The 18,443-nt window shown below is 65.0% G+C and carries 18 protein-coding genes; 9 read left to right on the top strand and 9 right to left on the bottom strand.

Annotated elements, in window-relative coordinates:
- The first annotated feature begins 83 nt into the window (after positions 1 to 83).
- From ACZ9GA_RS15565 to ACZ9GA_RS15545, 5 genes are all read left to right on the top strand, one after another.
- The gene (locus ACZ9GA_RS15565; RefSeq protein ID WP_457361831.1) at positions 84 to 1,319 is read left to right on the top strand and encodes an MFS transporter; all 1,236 of its coding nucleotides are present in this window, start codon (positions 84 to 86) and stop codon (positions 1,317 to 1,319) included.
- A gap of 82 nt (positions 1,320 to 1,401) precedes the next feature.
- The gene (locus tag ACZ9GA_RS15560) at positions 1,402 to 2,856 is read left to right on the top strand and encodes a carbohydrate porin (RefSeq protein WP_457361832.1); all 1,455 of its coding nucleotides are present in this window, start codon (positions 1,402 to 1,404) and stop codon (positions 2,854 to 2,856) included.
- 15 nt (positions 2,857 to 2,871) lie between these two features.
- Positions 2,872 to 2,982 carry an SDR family oxidoreductase gene (locus tag ACZ9GA_RS15555; protein WP_457361833.1) on the top strand — a complete coding sequence of 37 codons (111 nt, stop codon included), beginning with the start codon at positions 2,872 to 2,874 and terminating at the stop codon, positions 2,980 to 2,982.
- A gap of 260 nt (positions 2,983 to 3,242) precedes the next feature.
- Complete coding sequence (locus tag ACZ9GA_RS15550; RefSeq protein ID WP_457361834.1) at positions 3,243 to 4,217, top strand: VOC family protein; 975 nt, start codon at positions 3,243 to 3,245, stop codon at positions 4,215 to 4,217.
- Positions 4,218 to 4,239: 22 nt separating this feature from the next.
- Positions 4,240 to 5,400 (top strand): alpha/beta hydrolase family protein, encoded by a 1,161-nt coding sequence (locus ACZ9GA_RS15545; RefSeq protein ID WP_457361835.1) that lies wholly within the window; start codon positions 4,240 to 4,242, stop codon positions 5,398 to 5,400.
- Positions 5,401 to 5,777: 377 nt separating this feature from the next.
- On the opposite strand, the gene ACZ9GA_RS15540 is transcribed toward ACZ9GA_RS15545, so the two are convergent.
- From ACZ9GA_RS15540 to rutA, 5 genes are read right to left on the bottom strand one after another with little or no spacing between them, the layout of a single operon-like run.
- Positions 5,778 to 6,800 (bottom strand): purine-nucleoside phosphorylase, encoded by a 1,023-nt coding sequence (locus tag ACZ9GA_RS15540; RefSeq protein ID WP_457361836.1) that lies wholly within the window; start codon positions 6,798 to 6,800, stop codon positions 5,778 to 5,780.
- Positions 6,801 to 6,816: 16 nt separating this feature from the next.
- Positions 6,817 to 7,599 carry a pyrimidine utilization protein D gene (gene rutD / locus ACZ9GA_RS15535; RefSeq protein ID WP_457361837.1) on the bottom strand — a complete coding sequence of 261 codons (783 nt, stop codon included), beginning with the start codon at positions 7,597 to 7,599 and terminating at the stop codon, positions 6,817 to 6,819.
- Between the two features lie 9 nt (positions 7,600 to 7,608).
- Positions 7,609 to 7,992 carry a pyrimidine utilization protein C gene (rutC, locus tag ACZ9GA_RS15530; RefSeq protein WP_027980577.1) on the bottom strand — a complete coding sequence of 128 codons (384 nt, stop codon included), beginning with the start codon at positions 7,990 to 7,992 and terminating at the stop codon, positions 7,609 to 7,611.
- 11 nt (positions 7,993 to 8,003) lie between these two features.
- Complete coding sequence (gene rutB, locus ACZ9GA_RS15525; protein ID WP_457361838.1) at positions 8,004 to 8,732, bottom strand: pyrimidine utilization protein B; 729 nt, start codon at positions 8,730 to 8,732, stop codon at positions 8,004 to 8,006.
- Positions 8,732 to 9,814, bottom strand: coding sequence for a pyrimidine utilization protein A (rutA, locus tag ACZ9GA_RS15520; RefSeq protein WP_027980579.1), 1,083 nt, complete (start codon positions 9,812 to 9,814; stop codon positions 8,732 to 8,734). Before rutA ends, rutB begins: the two co-directional genes overlap by 1 nt.
- A gap of 238 nt (positions 9,815 to 10,052) precedes the next feature.
- On the opposite strand from rutA, the gene rutR reads away from it, so the two are divergent.
- The gene (rutR, locus tag ACZ9GA_RS15515; protein WP_457361839.1) at positions 10,053 to 10,715 is read left to right on the top strand and encodes an HTH-type transcriptional regulator RutR; all 663 of its coding nucleotides are present in this window, start codon (positions 10,053 to 10,055) and stop codon (positions 10,713 to 10,715) included.
- 200 nt (positions 10,716 to 10,915) lie between these two features.
- Here the strand turns inward: rutR and yghU are convergent, their stop codons facing one another.
- Both yghU and ACZ9GA_RS15505 read right to left on the bottom strand, forming a co-directional pair.
- Positions 10,916 to 11,752, bottom strand: a complete 837-nt coding sequence (yghU, locus tag ACZ9GA_RS15510; protein WP_457361840.1) for a glutathione-dependent disulfide-bond oxidoreductase — start codon at positions 11,750 to 11,752, stop codon at positions 10,916 to 10,918.
- Between the two features lie 52 nt (positions 11,753 to 11,804).
- Positions 11,805 to 12,710: a LysR family transcriptional regulator gene (locus ACZ9GA_RS15505; RefSeq protein WP_457361841.1), complete on the bottom strand. Its 906-nt coding sequence runs from the start codon at positions 12,708 to 12,710 to the stop codon at positions 11,805 to 11,807.
- A 103-nt stretch (positions 12,711 to 12,813) separates the two neighbouring features.
- Between ACZ9GA_RS15505 and ACZ9GA_RS15500 the strand changes: the two genes are divergently transcribed.
- The 3 genes from ACZ9GA_RS15500 (at position 12,814) to ACZ9GA_RS15490 (ending at position 15,483) form a co-directional block, all read left to right on the top strand.
- On the top strand, positions 12,814 to 13,668 hold the full coding sequence (locus tag ACZ9GA_RS15500; RefSeq protein WP_457361842.1) for an aldo/keto reductase family oxidoreductase: 855 nt from the start codon (positions 12,814 to 12,816) through the stop codon (positions 13,666 to 13,668).
- Between the two features lie 183 nt (positions 13,669 to 13,851).
- Positions 13,852 to 14,997 carry an MFS transporter gene (locus ACZ9GA_RS15495; protein WP_457361843.1) on the top strand — a complete coding sequence of 382 codons (1,146 nt, stop codon included), beginning with the start codon at positions 13,852 to 13,854 and terminating at the stop codon, positions 14,995 to 14,997.
- A 72-nt stretch (positions 14,998 to 15,069) separates the two neighbouring features.
- Positions 15,070 to 15,483, top strand: a complete 414-nt coding sequence (locus ACZ9GA_RS15490) for a response regulator (RefSeq protein WP_457361844.1) — start codon at positions 15,070 to 15,072, stop codon at positions 15,481 to 15,483.
- Positions 15,484 to 15,688: 205 nt separating this feature from the next.
- Here the strand turns inward: ACZ9GA_RS15490 and ACZ9GA_RS15485 are convergent, their stop codons facing one another.
- Together ACZ9GA_RS15485 and ACZ9GA_RS15480 are read right to left on the bottom strand one after the other, a co-directional pair.
- On the bottom strand, positions 15,689 to 16,636 hold the full coding sequence (locus tag ACZ9GA_RS15485; RefSeq protein ID WP_457361845.1) for an aldo/keto reductase: 948 nt from the start codon (positions 16,634 to 16,636) through the stop codon (positions 15,689 to 15,691).
- 72 nt (positions 16,637 to 16,708) lie between these two features.
- Complete coding sequence (locus ACZ9GA_RS15480; RefSeq protein ID WP_457361846.1) at positions 16,709 to 18,109, bottom strand: DUF2252 domain-containing protein; 1,401 nt, start codon at positions 18,107 to 18,109, stop codon at positions 16,709 to 16,711.
- Positions 18,110 to 18,443 lie beyond the last annotated feature (334 nt).

The following is an 18,443-nucleotide window of genomic DNA, read 5'->3' as shown; positions in this document are numbered from 1 at the left end:
CCGGCCAGCGCAGCCTGGCGGCAGCGGCTACAGGTGCAATCAACTACAGGCGTGCTTTTCAATAATAACAATCAGGAGAGGCCATGAACGCTCCCACCCGCGTCACCCAGTCCAAGGCGACACTCGCCACGTACCTGCTGTTGCTGATCAACTGCCTGTCCCCCATGGCAGCCATCGTCGTGGCGCCCAGCCTGCCGCAAATGCAGGCGCACTTCGCCGCGGTGCCCAATGTCGAGTTCCTGATCCCGGTGGCGCTGACCATCCCCGGCCTGCTGGTGGCGCTGCTCAGCCCGGTGGTGGGCATCCTCGCCGACCGTTACGGCCGCAAGCGCATTCTGGTGGCGTCCATCGTCGGCTACGGGGTGTTCGGCCTGCTGCCCATGTTCCTCGATTCGCTGTACGCCATCATCCTCAGCCGCGTGGCCCTGGGCTGCGTGGAATCGGTGGTGGTGACGGTCAGCACCATGCTGATCGGTGACTATTACAGCGGCGCGCAACGGCAGAAGTACCTGGCCCTGCAAACCACCTTCGCGTCGTCCTCGGCCATCCTGTTTTTCATGATCGGCGGCGCCCTGGGCGAGATCGGCTGGCGCGCGCCTTATGTGGTGTACGCCGTGCCGCTGCTGCTGGCGCTGGTCAGCAAGGCGCTGCTGTGGGAACCCAAGGCCTCGGCCATGGCCGCCGACGAAGAACAGGGCCCGGCTGTGCGCTTCCGGCCGCTGGTGCTGCTGGGCGTGTGCGTGGTGACGTTCATCGGCGCGGTGATGTTCATGATTCTGCAGATCCAGATGGCCTACCTGCTGGGCGACGTCGGCGAGCACTCGCCGCAGACCGCCGGCCTGGTGGCCTCGGCATGCAGCGTGATGATCGTCATCGGCACGCTGAGTGTGCACATGCTCGCCCGTCTCGGCCTGCGCACCCCGCACTGCCTGGCCCTGGCGTTTGGCCTGATCGCCAGCAGCTTCCTGGCCATCCCGGCCATGCACAGTTGGCAGGGCATCATGGCCGTGGCCTTGGTCAACGGCCTGGGTTGCGGGCTGATGCTGCCCACCCTGGCCATTTGGAACATGCGCGAACTGCCCTGGCAGCGCCGCGGCCTGGGCACCGGCATGTGGTACGGCAGCTACTGCCTGGGCATGTTCTTCAGCCCCTTGCTGGTAGTGGCGGTGAGCAAGATCAGCGGCAGCCTGGCCATTACCGTGGGCTGGGCCGGCGGCTTGTGCCTGCTGGTGGTGATGGCGGCCCTGGGCGCAAGCCTGGTCAAGCGCCGCGCCCCGCGTGACCTGCACCTGGCGGCGGTCAACCTGGAAGACGCCTGACCCCCTGAACCCCTGACCAACCCGGTGCCCGTGGGCACCGGGGCGGACAGCCTCATCCTAAAAACAACAAAAGAGACCGAACATGAGCAATCGAGCGGCGTTTGGCTGTGCCCTGTTTTTGACCCTGGCAGGCCCCGCATTGGCCGATGAGCCTGCACCTGTAAAAGGCCCCGTGGCCGACACCATGGCCACCGAATACCCCAACCAGAAGATCGGCCCGCGGGTGCTCAACGTCGAGCCCAACGTGCCACCTGCCAGCGGCAAGCTGCTGGAACAGCAGGGCAAATGGCTGAACGATCACGGCATCAGCCCGCACCTGTCCATGACCGAAATCTACCTGCGCAACCCCAGCGTGGGCCTGAGCACCGGCAACCATGAAGCGCTGACCATCTTCGCCGTGGGCGCCGACTTCAACCTCGACAAACTGGTGGGCCTCCCCGGCGGCACCGTGCACTTCGAACAGCTGTACGTGCCCTGGACCAGCAACCTAACCTATGGCGGCCAGGTGGGCGACGTGATTGCCGGCAAGCCGGGGCCGTACATTCCCCGGGTCAGCCACCTGACCCTGTTCACCTACGAGCAGAAACTGCTGGACGACAAGCTGGCCATCGAAGTGGGCAAGAGCAACGCCGGCAACTACTTCGCGCTGCCGCTGTGCAACGTGCCGCTGGGCTGCGTCAACGCCATTTTGCAGGACACCGCCGGCATCAACCCGCCGCCCTACGCCAACTGGGGCGCGCGTATCGGCTACGACCTGACCCCGGCCCTGCGCGCCCAGGTGGGTGCCTGGCGCAGCAACAATGCCTACCCGTTCACCAACGGCTGGGAGCGCACCACCGGTGACAGCGGCGGCACCTTGAGCACGGTGTACCTGGCTAACCTTGCATACCGCACCGACTACCGCATGGAAGCCTACCCGCAGACCTACGAGATTCTGGGCTTCCATAACAACGGCGAGCAGACCGATCCGTACTACACGGTCAACGGCACCTCCAAGGTGCAGGACAGCACCGCCGCCGCACGCACCAGCAAGGGCGTCAGCGGCTTCTACCTGGGCGCGAAAAAAACCTTCTGGCGCCATGACGGCGGGCAGGGCAACAGCCTCAACCCCACCGCACTGACGGCCTTTGCCAGCCTTACCCACACCGTCGACCAGGACACCGCCAACGGCGTCGGCACCCAGGCCAACGCCGGGCTGATCCTGTCGGCGCCATTTCGCAGCCGGCCGTTCGATAGCTACTCGGTGAACGTCAACTGGGCGCAACTGACTACCCGCGAGCAGCGCTTTCTGGAAGAGGCCCACGCTGCTTCCGGTGGCGGCGACTACAGCCCTGGTCGCAACGAGTACAGCGTGTCGCTGGACGCCAACTTCGTGCTCACCGACAGCATCGTCGTCAGCCCCTTCATCCTGCGCACCTGGGGCGCCAGCACCTGGCTCAACCCCTACACCGACATCAACCCGCGTGACGGCTACGCCGCGGGCCTGTTGTTCCACATCCAATTCGACGAACTGCTGGGCCTCAACGCCCACCCTTGACCCGGAGCATTTGCCATGAACGGCGAGCCGCAGGATTTGTGTGGGGTGTTGGCGTTCCTGACCTCGGACGCCAGCGCCTACATGACCGGCCAAGTGTTCAACGTCGACGGCGGCTTCCGGCTCTAACCCCGTAGCCGCTGCCGCCAGGCTGCGCTGGCCCTCATGTGCACTGCAGATATCCAGTGCAGTGCAGGGCCAGCGCAGCCTGCGGCAGCGGCTACATCTGTGGTGTGGTTGGGAGTGTGTTCAGCCATCCATCCCATGGATGTATCCCATGCCCACAAACGATTGGTGCCCGCGCGCCGCACTTCGTACGCTGGCCCGGCAACCGCGTTCTACAAGGACAACAACAATGCATCGCACATCACCCTTCCAGGAGGCCTGACATGGCAATCATCGGTATCGACACCCTGCTGTACGGCGTCGAGGATGTGGCCCGCGCCTCGCAGTTCTTCGACGATTTCGGCCTGGTGCGCCTGAGCGCCACTGACCACGAAACTCTTTACCGCCTCGACGAAGGTTCGACCATCATCGTCCGCGCCTTGGAGCATCCCTCCATCCCTGCGTCGCGCTACGAAGGCTACGGCGTCAAGGAAACCATCTGGGGCGTGGACAATGCCGACAACCTGCGCCGCCTGGTCGACGACCTGGCCCGCGACCGCGAGGTGCGGCTGGGTGACGACGGCGCCTGGCACTTTCTCAGCGACTGCGGCCAGGCCCTAGGCCTGCGCGTATTCAGCCGCAAGAAGGTCACCTACGCACCGGACCCGATCAATGCCGCCGGCAACGTCAATCGCCTCAACCAGCACCGCAAATGGCGCACCCGTGCGCGGCCCAAGACCATCAACCACGTGGTGTTTGCCGTGGATGATTACTGGGCCAGCTTCGCCTTCTTTCGCGACCGCCTGAATTTCCGCCTCTCCGACCACCAGAAGGGCGTGGGCACCTACCTGCGCGCTGACGGGGCCAACGAGCACCACAACACTTTCCTGCTCAACAACCAGGCGCCGGGCGCCGGTGGCGTGCCGCGCTTCCACCACACCTGCTTCGGCGTCGAAGACTTCGACGAGGTGATGGTGGGCTCCAACTACATGACCCGTCGCGGCTGGCAGCACGGTTTCCTCGGCACCGGCCGGCACCGCATCGCCTCGGCGATTTTCTGCTACTTCAACTCGCCCACCGGCGGCGAGGCCGAGTACGGCGCCGACACCGATTACCTGGACGACAACTGGGTACCGCGCGAGTGGGAATTCCGTTTCGGCACGGCGCAGTGGATGGGCAACCCCCCGGCGTTCATGCAGGACGAGATCCCGTGGGACGTGACGTTTTACCAAGGCACCGAACCGGCCATGCGCCGCTGAACAACCTCAAGGATTGCTGTCTATGTTCCAGTATTTTGAAAGCAACTACGTGTGGAGCCTGGCGGTGGCCGCGGCCATCGAGATGGGCGGCAAGATCGGCGAGATCGAAGCCATGTGCCGGCCGCTGATCGAAGTCGCCAAGCGTGGCGATGACGAAGGCACCCAGGCGTTCCTGGCCTCGTGGGAGGCGGGCGGCGACAACCTGGTGGCCCTGGCCGAGGAAGACAAGGCCGCCGGCCGCCTGCTGAGCGCGGGCGACAAACTCAACCGCGCCGCCGTGTATTTCATCACCGCCGAACGCATGCAGGCCCACGGCTATGCGCCGCGCAAGGCGCTGTACGCCAAGTTCCTCAGGACTTTTGCCGAGGGCGCGCGGTTGGCGGGCGAGCCGTTGCAGCGCATGGAAATTCCCTATGCCGGCGCGCACCTGGCCGGGGTATTCACGCCGGCCGATGGGGTCGATGGCCCGGCGCCGTGCCTGGTGATCATCAACGGCTTGGACAGCACCAAGGAGATGGTCTATCGCGCCGGCCTGTTCCCGCAATTGTTGGCCAAGCGCGGTATTGCCAGCCTGTTCCTCGACCAGCCCGGCACCGGTGAAGCCCTGCGCCTGCACGGCATGACAGCCGTGCCCAACACCGAAGCCTGGGCCAGCAAGGTGGTGGATTACCTGCAAACCCGCGCCGAGATCGACCCCCAACGCATTGGCCTGCTGGGCGTGTCCCTGGGCGGTTACTACTGCCCGCGGGCGGTGGCCTTCGAGCCGCGTTTTGCCTTGGGCGTGGTGTGGGGCGCCAACCACAACTGGGGCGAAATGCAGAAGCGCCGCCTGGCCCGAGAGGGCGAGCGGCCGGTGCCGCATTACTGGGAGCACGTGCGCTGGGTGTGGGGGGCGAGCGACATGGACGAGTTCATGGCAATTGCCGAGCAGGTGCATCTCAACGGGGTGATGGAGCGCATCAAAGTGCCGTTCCTGGTCACCCATGGCGAGGCGGATCGGCAGATTCCGCTTGAGTATGCGCATCAGTCGTTTGATCAGCTCACTGGTAGCCCAGACCGTGAGTTGAAAATCTTCACACCGCGTGAGGGGGGGATACACCACAGCAGCCTGGACAACACCGCCAACGCGGGGGCATGGATTGCTGATTGGGTGGCGCAGAGGCTGGGGGGGCGGTTGGCTTGATCCTCGCCCCTGTAGCAGCTGCCGAAGGCTGCGTCACAGGCGGCGCGGTGGGTCAGCCAGTGCGCGGCGTCTGTGACGCGACCTGACGGCCGCTGCTACAGGTTGCCCAGCACCATTGAATCTCCCACAGTGCCAAGGCCCACGTCTCTGGTTGCCTCAACACTGTGGGAAATTCTATGGTTCTGGGCAAACATTCAGTTCAACCTGTAGGAGCGGCCTGTGGCCGCGAAGGCCTCACCGCGAACTGCCTGACATACGGCGGCGCCTGCTTCGCGGGCACGGCCCGCTCCTACAGGTGCCAGGCCAAACCCGATTTGGGGCCTTGCACTGTGGCAAAGCTTGCTCGCGATGAGGCCCGCAGCCTCACCCCAGCACATTCAGATACCCGGCACCCCATGCTGCCACTGCGCCCAATTCCCGGTGATGTCCTGCACCAACGCATTCCCCGCCCGGTACAGGTTCTCCAGCGCCGGCACAAACCCGCCCTGATCGGCATACTTGAGCAGGTTGTCCACCTCGCTGTACCCCGGATACGGCCGATCGAAATCCGACCCCGCTCGCACCACCGCCAGGCGCTGAATATCCACACGGCCCATGCGGCTGGCGCGCAGCAGCGCTTCATAGGTGGAGTTGTCCTCCTGCTGCGTGGTGCAGTAGGTCCCCTTGCCATCGGTGAGCAGCTTGGTCCACACCTCGGCCCGTTCACTCAGGCGCGTCCCCGAATACCAGGTATTGCCGGCCAGGGTGTCGCAGCGCGTTACCACAGGTGCCTGATTGGCCGGCGCATACGGATAATGCTGGCGCCACGCCGCCGATTCCTTGCTCTCGCTCAACGCCACTTTCGCCGACAGCGCATAGGCCTTGGCCTGCAACGCCGGGTTGAGCTCGAACACCTCGGTCTTGTAGTCCAGCGGCGGTTTTTCGTTGGGGCCCTTGGTGTTGATGCCCAGGTAGCCCGTAGGCCAGTCCTTGGGCGCATCGCGTGAATCCAGCTCCCACTGGGTGCCGAACTCCACCAGGTAGTGCGCCCAGGCCGGGGTGCCCAGGGTGCCTTCGTGGGGGTTGATGCCGGCGATGCCGGCCACCAGGAAGTAGGTGTGGCGCAGGTCGAACTGGTTCGACAGGGTCAGCGCCAGGGTCGAGGCGGCGGCGTTGGTCTGGCCCATGCCGGTGGTCATCAGGCACACCTGTTGGGCGTTGCAGCGCACCTCGGGGTACTCGGCCGACAGGCCCGGCACGGCGGTTTTCTGGTCCAGGTGCAGGCGCTCGATCCAGGCCTGGGCCTCGGGGCCGAACATGGTGATCAGCATCACCTTGGGTTGCAGCGGCGCGGCCTGGGCGCCGCTGCTCAGCAGTGCCCCCAGGGCCAGGGTGGCCAGGGGCAGAAGGGGGTTGCGCATGAAGGGTCCTTTTCGATTAATCAGGGTGGTCGGCCAGGTGCTGCAGCAACACGCGGTTGAACGTGGCGCTGTCGCTGACGCTGGACGCATGGCCGCCATAGTCCAGCAGGTACAGGCGGCCACGGGGCAGGGTAGCGGCCAAATGTTGCGATTGCTGCCACGGTACCAGCATGTCGTCACGGTTGGCGATCACCAGGGTGGGGGTGGTGATGCCCGCCAGGTAGGCGTCGACGTTGAACGCCTGCAAGGCGGCGATGCGCTTGAGCAGGTTGGCCGGCTCCGGGAAATGCGCCAGCGCGTGGGCGTCGTCCTCGGCCAGTTGCGCGCTGTTGGCGGCGATCCAGTCGGCGGGGTACAGAAACAGCGCCTGGGCCTGCACGTAGGCGGCCGGGCCGCTGTCGTTCAGCAGGTTTTTGCGCACCGCGAAGCAGCGCGCGCTGTGCGGGTTGGGGCGGCTCCAGGCGTTGACCAGCACCTGGCTGCGCAACAGCGTCGGGCGTTGCAGGGCCAGCTCCAGCCCCACCAGGCCGCCCAGGGCGTGGCCGACGAAGTGGCAGCGCTGCACGTCCAACGCGTCCAGCAGCGCCAGCAATTCAGCGGCCATGGTGGCGATGCTGTAGCCCTCGGGCAGGGTGGCCGGGCTGCGGCCGCTGCCGTTGTGGTCGTACACCAGCACCCGGTAGCGCTCGGTCAGCACCGGCAACTGCGGGCCCCAAAAGCGCGCCGAGCCGCCCAGCCCGGAACTGAGCACCAGCGTCGGTGCCTGTGGATCATCACGTCCAAGCCATTCGTGGTACATGGGCGCTCCTTAGCCCACATGGGCAATGCTGGCGATCTCGATCAGGGCGTCGGGTTTTACCAGGCCGCACTGGATGCAATAACGTGCCGGTTTTTCCCCGGCGAAGTATTCGGCGTACACCGCGTTGATGGCCGCGTAGTCGGCCCAGTCGCGCAGCATGATCATGTTGAAGGTGACGTCGTCCAGGGTGCCCCCGGCGGTCTCCACCACGCCCTTGATGGTGTCCAGCACGTGGCGGGTCTGGGCGGCGGCATCGCCCACGTGCACCACGTTGTTGTCCTTGTCGAAGGGCAGGGTGCCGGACACGTACAGGATGCCGTCGGCCAGCGAGCCGGGCACGAACGGGGCGATGGGCACGCCGGTGCCTGCGGGGATAATGGCTTTCTTGCTCATGGTAGGGCTCCTCAGGCGGTGGCGAAGGTGCTGCAGAAGTCCTCGACGCTGGACACCCAGCCAAAGAACGTCTCGATATTGAACAGCGCCGCCTGCTGGGCAAACGCAGGCCCGGCCTGGTGGGTGGCGTCGGCCAGCACCACGCCGAAGTACTCCAGGAAGAAACCGTCGCGCAGGGTCGACTCCACGCAGACGTTGGTGGCGATGCCGGTGAACACCAGGTTGCGGATGCCGCGGCTGCGCATCAGGCTGTCGAAGTTGGTGTTGAAGAAGCCGCTGTAGCGGGTCTTGGGCACCAGGATGTCGCCGGGCTGGGGCTTGAGTTCGTCCACCAGGTCGTAGTCCCAGCCGCCCTTGGCCAGCAGCGTGCCTTGCAGTTCGGGGCGCTGGCGCATGGTTTTCAGCGCGTTGGATTTGTGCCAGTTGGGCGAGCCGGGGCCGCCGGCTTCCACGTAGTCGGCGTCCCAGCCGTTCTGGAAAAACACCACGGGCATGCCGGCGGCGCGAGCGGTGGCCAGGGCCTTCTGAATGTTGGCGATGACCGGGCCGGTGCTGCTCACGTCAAAGCCGGCCAGGTCCAGGTAGCCGCCAAGGCTGGCGTAGGCGTTCTGCATGTCGACCACGACCAGGGCGGTTTCGCTGGCCTTCAGGTTCAGGGCCTCGGGGCGCGCGGGCAGGGTGCGGGCGGGCAAGGTGTCCACGGGCAGGGCATAGCCGCTGAGCGGCGCGGGGGCGTTCATCAGGCGCTTTCCTTGAGCAGGTTGATGTGTTGGCGGCTGGTCATCAGTGGCTGGATCTTCTCGCCGAAATCTTCCACGCCCTGCACAAAGTCATCGAAGGTCAACATCACGCCCTGGGCGCCGGGCACGGTGGCCACTTCGTCGAGCATGCGCGCCACGCTGGCCCAGGAGCCCACCAGGGTGCCCATGTTGATGTTCACCGCCGACGTTGGGTCGGCCATCTGCCGCATGTTCGAGCCGGGGCTCTTGTCGGCGGCGCCTTTCTCGGCCAGCCAGGCGATGGCTTCCTCGTCGGCTCCGGCCTTGTACAGCTCCCAACGCGCGCGCGCGGCTTCGTCGGTGTCGGCGGCGATGATCATGAACAGCACGCACGAGGTCACGTCGCGGCCGGTGGTGGCGTTGGCCTGGATCAGGCGTTCGGCGGTGGGGGCGAAAGCGGTGGGGGTGTTGACGCCTTTGCCGAAGCAGAAGTTGTAGTCAGCGTACTGCGAGGAAAACGCCATGCCGGCATCGCTTTGCCCGGCGCAGATCACCTTCATGTCGGCCTGGGGTTTGGGGCTGACGCGGCAGTCGTCCATCTGGAAGTACTCGCCCTTGAAGTCGCTGCTGCCGGTGGCCCACAGCTCGCGTAAAACCTGGGCGTATTCGGCCAGGTACTCGTAGCGGGTGTGGAAGAACTCGTCGCCGGGCCATAGGCCCATCTGCTCGTATTCGGGCTTTTGCCAGCCGGTGACCAGGTTGACGCCAAAGCGCCCGCCGGAGATCGAGTCGATGGTGCTGGCCATGCGCGCGACGATGGCCGGCGGCAGGGTCAGGGTGGCGGCGGTGGCGAACAGCTGGATGCGGCTGGTCACGGCGGCCAGGCCTGCCATCAGGGTGAAGGACTCCAGGTTATGTTCCCAGAACTCGGTCTTGCCGCCGAAGCCGCGCAGTTTGATCATCGACAGGGCGAAGTCGAAGCCGTAGTGCTCGGCCTTCTGCACGATGGTCTTGTTCAGTTCGAAGGTGGGCTTGTACTGCGGCGCGGTGGTGGAGATCAGCCAGCCGTTGTTGCCGATGGGGATGAAGATGCCTACGTCCATGGTGTGAGCCTCTCTGCAAAAAAGGGCGGGTCCGGAGCAGCGTTTCATCGAGGTTGTTGCATGAAGCAGGCCATGAATGGTTTATGTTTATTAAACAAAGGGTTGAGTTTTACGGTGGACCAGATGGTCTGGAACGGAGCACCAGGTCTGTGCGCGGTGCACGGGGTTGGGGCGGGCTTGCCATGGCGCGGGGGCGGGTTACAGTGCACAGGTCTTTGTGCCTTTGCAGGTTGCCCCGGTGAACCCTGAAACCCCGAAAGCGGCGCGTACGCCCAGCGCCTCGACCCTCAAGCGGCGTCACCGGTTGATGGAGAGCAAGCGCGCGCTGATCCTCGATGCGGCGCTGCAACTGTTCTCGCGCTTCGGCGTGCATGGCACCAGCCTGGACCAGGTGGCGAGCATGGCCGACGTGTCCAAGACCAACTTGCTGTACTACTTCAGCAGCAAAGAAGAGCTTTACGTCAGCGTGCTGCGGCAGTTGCTGGACGTGTGGCTGCGGCCCTTGCGCGGCTTCAGTGTGGAGCAGCAGCCGTTGCAGGCCATTGGCGAGTACATCCGCATCAAGCTGGAACTGTCACGCGACCATCCGGCCGAGTCGCGGTTGTTCTGCCTGGAAATCGTGCAGGGCGCGCCGTTGCTGATGGAGGAATTGCAGCAGCCGTTGCGTGAGCTGGTGGACAGCAAGGTGCAGGTGATTCAGGCGTGGATCGATGCCGGGCAACTGGCGCCGATTGATCCGCATCACCTGATTTTTTCGTTGTGGGCGACGACTCAGCATTACGCGGATTTTGCCAGTCAGATCAATGCGGTGACGGGCAAAACCCTGGCGGACCCGGTGTTCTTCCAGCAGGTGCTGGAGAATGTGCGCGGGCTGATTCTGGAAGGCCTGCGCCCCCGATAGGGATAACGATGGCGGCTGCGAGGGCCTCTCGCGAGCAAGCTTTGCTCCCACAGTGTTAACCCTTACAAATGGGGATAACTGTCCTAAGTTCGAGCCGAACACCGAATTAGGACTCAACACTGTGGGAGCAAAGCTTGCTCGCGATGAAAGCAACGCGGTCATACAGATGCGCCGCTATTGCCTACTGCTGCGGCGTCAGGTCAGTCCAGATCGGCCGCCTGATGGCGCTCGGGCACTTGGCTGGCTTCGTCGCCCCAGGTGCGGTTCACGCGTTGGCCGCGCTGTACGGCGGGGCGGTCGGCGATGGTCTGGGCCCAGCGCTGTACGTTGGGGTATTCGTCCACGGCAAGGAACTCGGCGGCTGAGTAAAGGTTGCCGCGCACCAGCTGGCCGTACCACGGCCATACGGCGATGTCGGCGATGGTGTAGGTGTCGCCCGCCAGGTACGGGGTCTCGGCCAGGCGGCGTTCCAGTACGTCCAGTTGACGCTTGGCTTCCATGGTGAAGCGGTTGATCGGGTATTCCAGCTTTTCCGGCGCATAGGCGAAGAAGTGCCCGAAGCCACCGCCCAGGTAGGGCGCAGCGCCCATTTGCCAAAACAGCCAGTTGAGGGTTTCGGTGCGCCCGGCCGGGTCGGTGGGCAGGAACGCGCCGAATTTTTCCGCCAGGTACACCAGAATCGAACCGGACTCGAACACGCGAATCGGCGGCTCCACGCTGCGGTCCAGCAAGGCGGGGATCTTGGAGTTGGGGTTGACCTCGACAAAGCCGCTGGAGAACTGATCGCCATCGCCAATGCGGATCAGCCAGGCGTCGTAATCGGCGCCGGTGTGGCCCAGCGCAAGCAGCTCTTCAAGCAGGATGGTGACCTTGACGCCATTGGGCGTGGCCAGCGAATACAGCTGCAGGCCATGCTCGCCCACCGGCAGGGTCTTGTCATGGGTGGGACCGGCGACGGGACGGTTGATGCTGGCGAACTGGCCGCCTGATTGGGTGTTCTTCCAGACCTTGGGCGGTACGTAGGCTGCCTTGCTCATGGATCGAGCCTCTTGAGTCAGTGAGTAGGTGAAAACTTCGACCTTAACAGACTCAGCCAGGTCCCTGCGCCCTCACAAAGTCGATAAACGCTTTGAGCGCCGCCGGCAGATGGCGCCGCCCGGGGTAGTACAGAAACGGGCCATTGAAGGTTTGCCACCACGGCTCCAGCACCGGTTCCAGCGCGCCGCTGTCCAGCAGCGGTCGCAACCAGTCTTCGAACAAGTGGATAATGCCCAGCCCCTGCACGGCGGCGTCCACCGCCAGGTCGACCGCACCGCCAATACGCACTTTCAACGGCCCGCTGGGCTCGACGCGCACCACTTCATTTCCGCGCTCGAACTCCCAGGCGGGCATTACGCCGCTGCTGAACTGGCCGCGCAGGCAGGCGTGGTCGAGCAAGTCGCGAGGATGGTCAGGGCGGCCATGGGCGTCCAGATAGGCCGCAGACGCCGCCGTGGCGAAGCGCTGCTGTCGAGGGCCGATAGGTACCGCGATCATGTCCTGCTCCAGGCGTTCGTCGTAGCGGATGCCCGCATCGCAGCCGGCAGCCAGCACGTCGACAAAGCTCTCCTCGACGATCACCTCCACCTTGATGTCCGGATAGGCGTTGAGAAAGGGGGTGATCAGTGAGGGCAGCACCAGCCGCGCGGCGCTCAGCGGCACGTTGAGCTTGAGCGTGCCGCTGGGCCGTTCGCGAAAACCGTTGACCACGTCCAGCGCCGCTTCCACTTCAGCCAGTGCCGGTACCAGCCTTTCCAGCAAGCGTGCCCCAGCCTCGGTGGGCGCCACGCTGCGGGTGGTGCGGTTGAGCAGGCGCACGCCCAGCCTCGCCTCGGCGCGGCGCACGGCGTCGCTCAGGCTCGAGGCCGACTTGCCCGTGGCACGCGCGCCCTCGCGAAAGCCGCCGGCCAAGACCACGGCGTGGAAGGCGAACAGGTCTTGCAGGTCATGATTCATTGTGCGGATTTCCGTACGGCCCGTGCCGATTTCACTGTATTCACCCACAGTCGGTCAATGCCTATAGTCAATCACCCACTGGCCTGATTTCTGGAGCATCACCATGACCGCCGCCACTCGCTTTACCCTCGGCCACCGCGCCGTCAACCGCATGGGTTACGGCGCCATGCAACTGGCCGGCCCCGGCGTGTTCGGCCCGCCCAAGGACCATGACGGCGCCTTGGCCGTGCTGCGCGCCGCCATCGAAGCCGGGGTCGACCACATCGACACCAGCGACTTCTACGGCCCTTTCGTCACCAACCGCCTGATTCGTGAAGCGCTGGCGCCGTACCCCCAAGAATTGGTGCTGGTCACCAAGGTCGGCGCGCGGCGCGGCGACGACGGCGCCTGGTTGCGCGCCGACAGCCCCCAGGAACTGACCGAGGCGGTGCACAGCAACCTGCGCCACCTGGGCGTGGATGCGCTGGAGGTGGTGAACATGCGTGCCTGGGGCAACCTGCATGAGCCGGACGAGTCCAGCATCGCGGCACAGTTCTCGACCCTGGCGGACCTCCAGAAGCAAGGCCTGATTCGTCACCTGGGTGTCAGCAACGTGTCGGCGGCACAGGTGGCCGAGGCCCAGGCGATTGCGCCCGTGGTGTGCGTGCAGAACCATTACAACCTGGTGCACCGTGGCGATGATGCATTGATCGATCAGTTGGCGGGGCAGGGGATTGCCTATGTGCCGTTCTTCCCGCTGGGCGGCTTTTCGCCCTTGCAGTCGGCTGGGCTGGATGAGGTAGCGGCGCAGGTGGGGGCCACGCCCATGCAGGTGGCGCTGGCGTGGCTGTTGCACCGGTCGGCCAATATCCTGCTGATACCGGGAACGTCGTCGGTGGCGCATTTGCAGCAGAACCTGGCGGCGGGGCGGGTGGTGTTGCCCACCGAGCTGGTCGAACGGCTCGACTCTCTTGCGTAGTGGCTGTAGCAGCTGCCGAAGGCTGCGTCGCAGCCGGCGCGGTGTGTCAGCCATTATGCGGTGTCCATGACGCAGCCTTCGGCAGCTGCTACAGGGGCGTGCGAGAGGCCCTTGATCCACGTGGACATTGATGATAGGTGTTCCGATAATCGCAACCCTGTCCCGTCAAATGGATTTGCCAAGATGCCCAGCCTGTCGAAAGCCGGCGCCTTCATCCTCCTGGCCGTTGCCAGCCTGACCATCATGGTCGGCTGCGTGATCGTGCCGGGCCTGCCCGCCATCGCCGAAGCGCTGGGGGTGCCCCATGCGGCGGCGTGGCTGGTGACCGTTCCGTCTCTGGGGGTGGTGCTGTTTGGCCCGCTGGTGGCTCGGCTCAGTGAACGGTTGGGGCTTTATCGCACACTGTGCATTGGCCTGTTTGCCTATGGGCTGCTGGGCGCCGGCGGGATGTGGCTGCACGGCGCGCCGCTGATCTTCGCCGACCGCCTGTTGCTGGGCGCGGCCACGGCGGCGGTGATGGCCAGCGGCACGGGGCTGATCTCGCAGTTTTACAGTGGCCCGGCGCGGCTGGCGATGATCGCTAAGCAGGGCATGGCAATTGAACTGGGCGGTGTGCTGTTTCTGGGTTGCGCCGGTTGGCTGGCCAGCCAGGCCTGGCAGGCGCCGTTCACGCTGTACCTGCTGGCCTGGCTGCTGTTGGCGCTGGTGCTTGTGCTGATTCGCGATCCGGGGCCGGCAACTGCAGATGCCCGTACTGAGGCGGGCGTCAGCCCAGGATTGCGCGTGGTCTACGGCACGGCGTTGGCGGCCATGGTGGTGTTTTTCGCCGCCATCATCGCGCTGCCGATCAGCCTGCACGCTCGGGGGCTGAGCGAAACCGCCACCGGCAATTTCCTCTCCGGCGTGTCACTGGTGGCGGTCGTGGCGGCAGCGCTGATGCCCCGCGTCAGCGGCCGACTGGACGAGCACGGCACCCTGGCGCTGGCCTTCCTGGCCTTCGCCGTGGCCCACGGGCTGTTCGCCATGGCGCAGTCGCTGCCGATCTTCCTGCTGGGCGGCCTGTGCCTGGGCGCAGGGTTTGGCTGGTCGGTGCCGCTGCTCAACCACATGACGGTGGAGCAAAGCGCACCGGCGCTGCGCGGTCGGCACCTGGCGTTTCTGTCCATGGCGCTGTTCAGCGGCCAGTTCCTGTCAGCCTTCCTGGACCTGTTGCCGGGCGGTGGCCCCACGCTCTATCTGGCGGCGGCCAGCGTGGCCGTGATCGCAGCCGTTACCCTGTTGCGCCAACAGCGCAAAGGCAGAAATGTAACGTTGTTGAATCAAAATTGAATTTCCGTCTGGCTTGTCGCTCCTACGTTGTACGAGCGACGCACGCTGTAGCCCAGATCAGGAAAAACCGTCATGAATTCAGTATCGATGGACCGTAACGAACTCGCCCACCCCTTGGTCGTGGTGGTAGAGGATGAAGTGATCATCCGCGAATTCGTCTGCGAAATTCTCAAGGAGGAGGGGTACCAGACTGTCGAATTCGAGACGGCCGATGCAGCCGTGCCGTTCCTCGAAACCAAGGCACCCGAGGTGGGCTTGTTGCTGACCGACATCCTGATGCCGGGCACGCTCAACGGCGCCGACCTGTCGAACCTGGTGCATGATCGCTGGCCGCAGTTGCCGATCCTGATCATGTCCGGCCACGAAACCCCGGAGTCGTCCGGGGTGAAGTGCGAAGTGGCGTTTCTGCGCAAACCCTGGACCATCGGCCAGATGCTCCAGGGGGTTGAAGACGCGCTGCAGTACGCCCGCGCGCATTCTCACTAAGCCCCTGTAGCAGCAACTGTCTTGTGGAGGTACGCACTGTGGGAGCAAAGCTTGCTCGCGATGGCGTCAGTACCGGCGCCTCGCGAGCAAGCTTTGCTCCCACAGTGTGTGGCCTGCCCCTGTAGCAGCTGCCGAAGGCGGCGTCACAAGCGGCACGGTGCATCAGCCAGTGCGCGGCGTACGTGACGCGGCCTGGCGGCCGCTGCTACAGGGCCGTCAGCGCGGCCAGCTCACCCGGGCTCAGGGTAAGCTGCGCGGCGCGACCAAAGCTTTGCACCTGCGCCACACTGGTGGCGCTGGCGATCGGCGCGGTCACGCCTTCGCGGGCGATCAGCCAGGCCAGCGCTACTTCACCCGGTTGCGCCCCGTGGGCATCGGCCACTTGGTCCAAGGTTTTTAGCAGCGCCAGGCCGCGCGCGTCCAGGTACTTGTCGATCCGCCCGCCGCGCACGCTTTTGCCCAGGTCGTCCTTGCTGCGGTATTTGCCGGTCAAAAAGCCGGAGGCCAGGCTGTAGTAGGTCACCACGCCGATGTGCTCCTTGATGCACAGGTCGCGCAGTTCCCCTTCGTAATTGCCCCGGTCGTAGAGGTTGTACTCCGGTTGCAGCACCTGGTAGCTGGGCAGCTTGTGCTCGCGGGCTGTCTCCAGGCTGGCGGCCAGTTGGCCGGCGTTGAAATTGGAGGCGCCGATGGCGCGGATCTTCCCGGCTTCCAGCAGCTTGGCGTAGGCACCCAGGGTTTCCTGCGCAGGGGTGTTGGCATCGAACTGATGCGAGAAATACAGGTCGATGCGATCGGTTTGCAGACGACGCAGGGAGTCTTCCACCGCCTGCACAATCCACTTGGCCTTCAGGCCCTGCTTGTCGTCACTGCCCAAGCGCATGCCCACCTTGGTAAACAGCGCCACCTTGTCGCGCAGCCCGGGCCGGCTGGCGAACCACTTGCCCAGCAGCGTTTCCGATTCGCCGCCCTGGTGGCCCGGCACCCAGGCCGAATAGACGTCGGCGGTGTCGATGGCGTTGAAGCCCTGGTCGACGAAGGCATCGAGGATGGCCAGGCTGGTCTTCTCATCAGCGGTCCAGCCCAGCACGTTGCCACCAAAGACCAGCGGCGCGATGTCGATGCCTGTCTTGCCCAAGTGTCGCAGTTGCATAGCGTTGCTCCCGGCAGTGATATGAACGAACCCTTGGATGTAAGCACAGATAAACCGGGCGCAAGATGAAAATCAGGGCAGCCGGTCGGCTGTGAAGTCGGCTTCGATGCGTGCTTGCAGGCGCCCGGCCCGGCAGGCCTGCTGGAAACGCTCATAGTCTTTTTCGTTCTGTGCTGCATAGGCCTGGGCATAGGCGAACAGCGCATCGGCCAGGGCCTGGCTGCGGCCGATGTAGCCGCTGATGGTGGCGGCCTCGCCGCTGGCCTTGGCGTGGGCGCGGGCCAGGGCGCGGCCGCACAGGCGAGCGTAGGCGGCCAGGGTCTGGTCGTCGAAGGTTTCCAGTTCCGCCGAGACCTTCATGTCGCGCAGTTGGCGCAGGTAGAAGTGGTGGCCGTTGGGGCTGGCGGTCCAGCCCAGGAACAGGTCGCTGGCCGGCTGCATCAGGCGCTGGCCTTCCACCACGCGTTGGCCATGGTGCTTGAACGGTGAGCGCGCCTTGACGTAGTCGGCCAGCACCGAACGCCGTGCTTCCTTGAACTGCAGGAACAGCGGGTTGCGCAACTCATCGGTGAGCAGCGCCACCAGGCAGCGGGTACCGACGCTGCCCACGCCTACCACCTTGAAGGCCAGATCGTGCACGTCAAAGCGCGAGAACAATTCACGGCGATCGCCCTGCAACGTGGTGCGGTACTTGCTGATCAGCGCCTTGTAAAGCGGCTGCCAGCGATGCGCGGCTAGCCAGTCATCATCGTGGTCCAGCAGCGAGTGCTTGCCGTGCAGGTGGAAGATTTCCGGCAGGTCGTCGCGCAGGGTCAGGTGGCCGTGGTGGTTCTCGTCGACGATCTTGGGCAGCAGCCGTGCGTGGGTGCGGCGGTGGGCTTTTTCGATGGTCTGGCGCAGGTATTCCAGGGTGTGGCTGCTTTGCGGTTGCTCCATCAGTTCGCGGGGGCTGATGCGGCCGTACCAGGTATTGAGCACGCCTTGCTCGGCGCACAGGGTCATGGTCGCCTGGTAGCTGTTGACCACTTCGCGGCACAAGGCTTCCTCGACGTTTTCGTTGTGGCGCAGCGAGCGGGCGGCGATCAGGAAGCTGGCGGTGAGGCGCTTGAGGTCCCATTCCCAGGGGCCGGGGTGGGCCTCGTCGAAGTCGTTGAGGCCGAACACCAGGTTGCGTTCGGGGGTGGCGAAACCGCCGAAGTTCATCAAGTGCGCGTCACCGCACAGCGGCACGTTGAGGCCCATGTCCGGCGTGCCCGCCAGGTCGTGAGCCTGCAGCAGCGCGCTGCCGCGGTAGAAGGTAAAGGGCGAGACCAGCATGCGCCCGTAGCGCAAGGCCACCAGGGATTTGACGCGGCCTTTGCTGGAGGCTTCGATCAGCGCCAATGGGTCGCGGTCGATGTCGCCGGGGTGGCGGTGGCTGGAGCGGGGGCAGTGTTTGCGAGCGGCTTTGCCGGGGGATTGGGGGGAGGGCATGGGGACATCCTTGGGGGGATTTTTGCGGGGGTATGGGGGTTGGAGTGTGTTGAGGGTAGTTGGTGCCGGGCGATGTGTTTCTGGGAGGTGCATGCCGGGAGATTTAGGGCGCGGCGGAGATCGAGCGCCGCCCGCGCGGCGCTTCGCGGGCAGAGCCCGCTCCCACGTTTGTTTCGGGCCAGTTATGCCTGCAAGATCACCTCGGCCGCCTTGTTTGCACCACCAGTAATCTGTGGTGAAAAAACAAAGCGGCTGTGAAGATGGCACAGACATAACTCGCCCGAAACAGACTGTGGGAGCGGGCTCTGCCCGCGAAGCGCCGCGCGGGCGGCGC

Source organism: Pseudomonas sp. TE3644 (assembly GCF_056278815.1).
This window is presented reverse-complemented; position numbering and strand designations above follow the sequence as displayed.

Bases quoted from the DNA above. Each gene is read 5' to 3' on its own strand.
- rutC (WP_027980577.1), bottom strand. From the start codon at position 7,992: ATGAGCAAGAAAGCCATTATCCCCGCAGGCACCGGCGTGCCCATCGCC.
- rutD (WP_457361837.1), bottom strand. From the start codon at position 7,599: ATGTACCACGAATGGCTTGGACGTGATGATCCACAGGCACCGACGCTG.
- ACZ9GA_RS15555 (WP_457361833.1), top strand. From the start codon at position 2,872: ATGAACGGCGAGCCGCAGGATTTGTGTGGGGTGTTGGCGTTCCTGACC.
- ACZ9GA_RS15490 (WP_457361844.1), top strand. From the start codon at position 15,070: ATGAATTCAGTATCGATGGACCGTAACGAACTCGCCCACCCCTTGGTC.
- rutB (WP_457361838.1), bottom strand. From the start codon at position 8,732: ATGAACGCCCCCGCGCCGCTCAGCGGCTATGCCCTGCCCGTGGACACC.
- yghU (WP_457361840.1), bottom strand. From the start codon at position 11,752: ATGAGCAAGGCAGCCTACGTACCGCCCAAGGTCTGGAAGAACACCCAA.
- ACZ9GA_RS15485 (WP_457361845.1), bottom strand. From the start codon at position 16,636: ATGCAACTGCGACACTTGGGCAAGACAGGCATCGACATCGCGCCGCTG.
- ACZ9GA_RS15550 (WP_457361834.1), top strand. From the start codon at position 3,243: ATGGCAATCATCGGTATCGACACCCTGCTGTACGGCGTCGAGGATGTG.
- rutA (WP_027980579.1), bottom strand. From the start codon at position 9,814: ATGGACGTAGGCATCTTCATCCCCATCGGCAACAACGGCTGGCTGATC.
- ACZ9GA_RS15480 (WP_457361846.1), bottom strand. From the start codon at position 18,109: ATGCCCTCCCCCCAATCCCCCGGCAAAGCCGCTCGCAAACACTGCCCC.
- ACZ9GA_RS15560 (WP_457361832.1), top strand. From the start codon at position 1,402: ATGAGCAATCGAGCGGCGTTTGGCTGTGCCCTGTTTTTGACCCTGGCA.
- ACZ9GA_RS15495 (WP_457361843.1), top strand. From the start codon at position 13,852: ATGCCCAGCCTGTCGAAAGCCGGCGCCTTCATCCTCCTGGCCGTTGCC.
- ACZ9GA_RS15505 (WP_457361841.1), bottom strand. From the start codon at position 12,710: ATGAATCATGACCTGCAAGACCTGTTCGCCTTCCACGCCGTGGTCTTG.
- ACZ9GA_RS15500 (WP_457361842.1), top strand. From the start codon at position 12,814: ATGACCGCCGCCACTCGCTTTACCCTCGGCCACCGCGCCGTCAACCGC.
- ACZ9GA_RS15565 (WP_457361831.1), top strand. From the start codon at position 84: ATGAACGCTCCCACCCGCGTCACCCAGTCCAAGGCGACACTCGCCACG.
- ACZ9GA_RS15545 (WP_457361835.1), top strand. From the start codon at position 4,240: ATGTTCCAGTATTTTGAAAGCAACTACGTGTGGAGCCTGGCGGTGGCC.
- ACZ9GA_RS15540 (WP_457361836.1), bottom strand. From the start codon at position 6,800: ATGCGCAACCCCCTTCTGCCCCTGGCCACCCTGGCCCTGGGGGCACTG.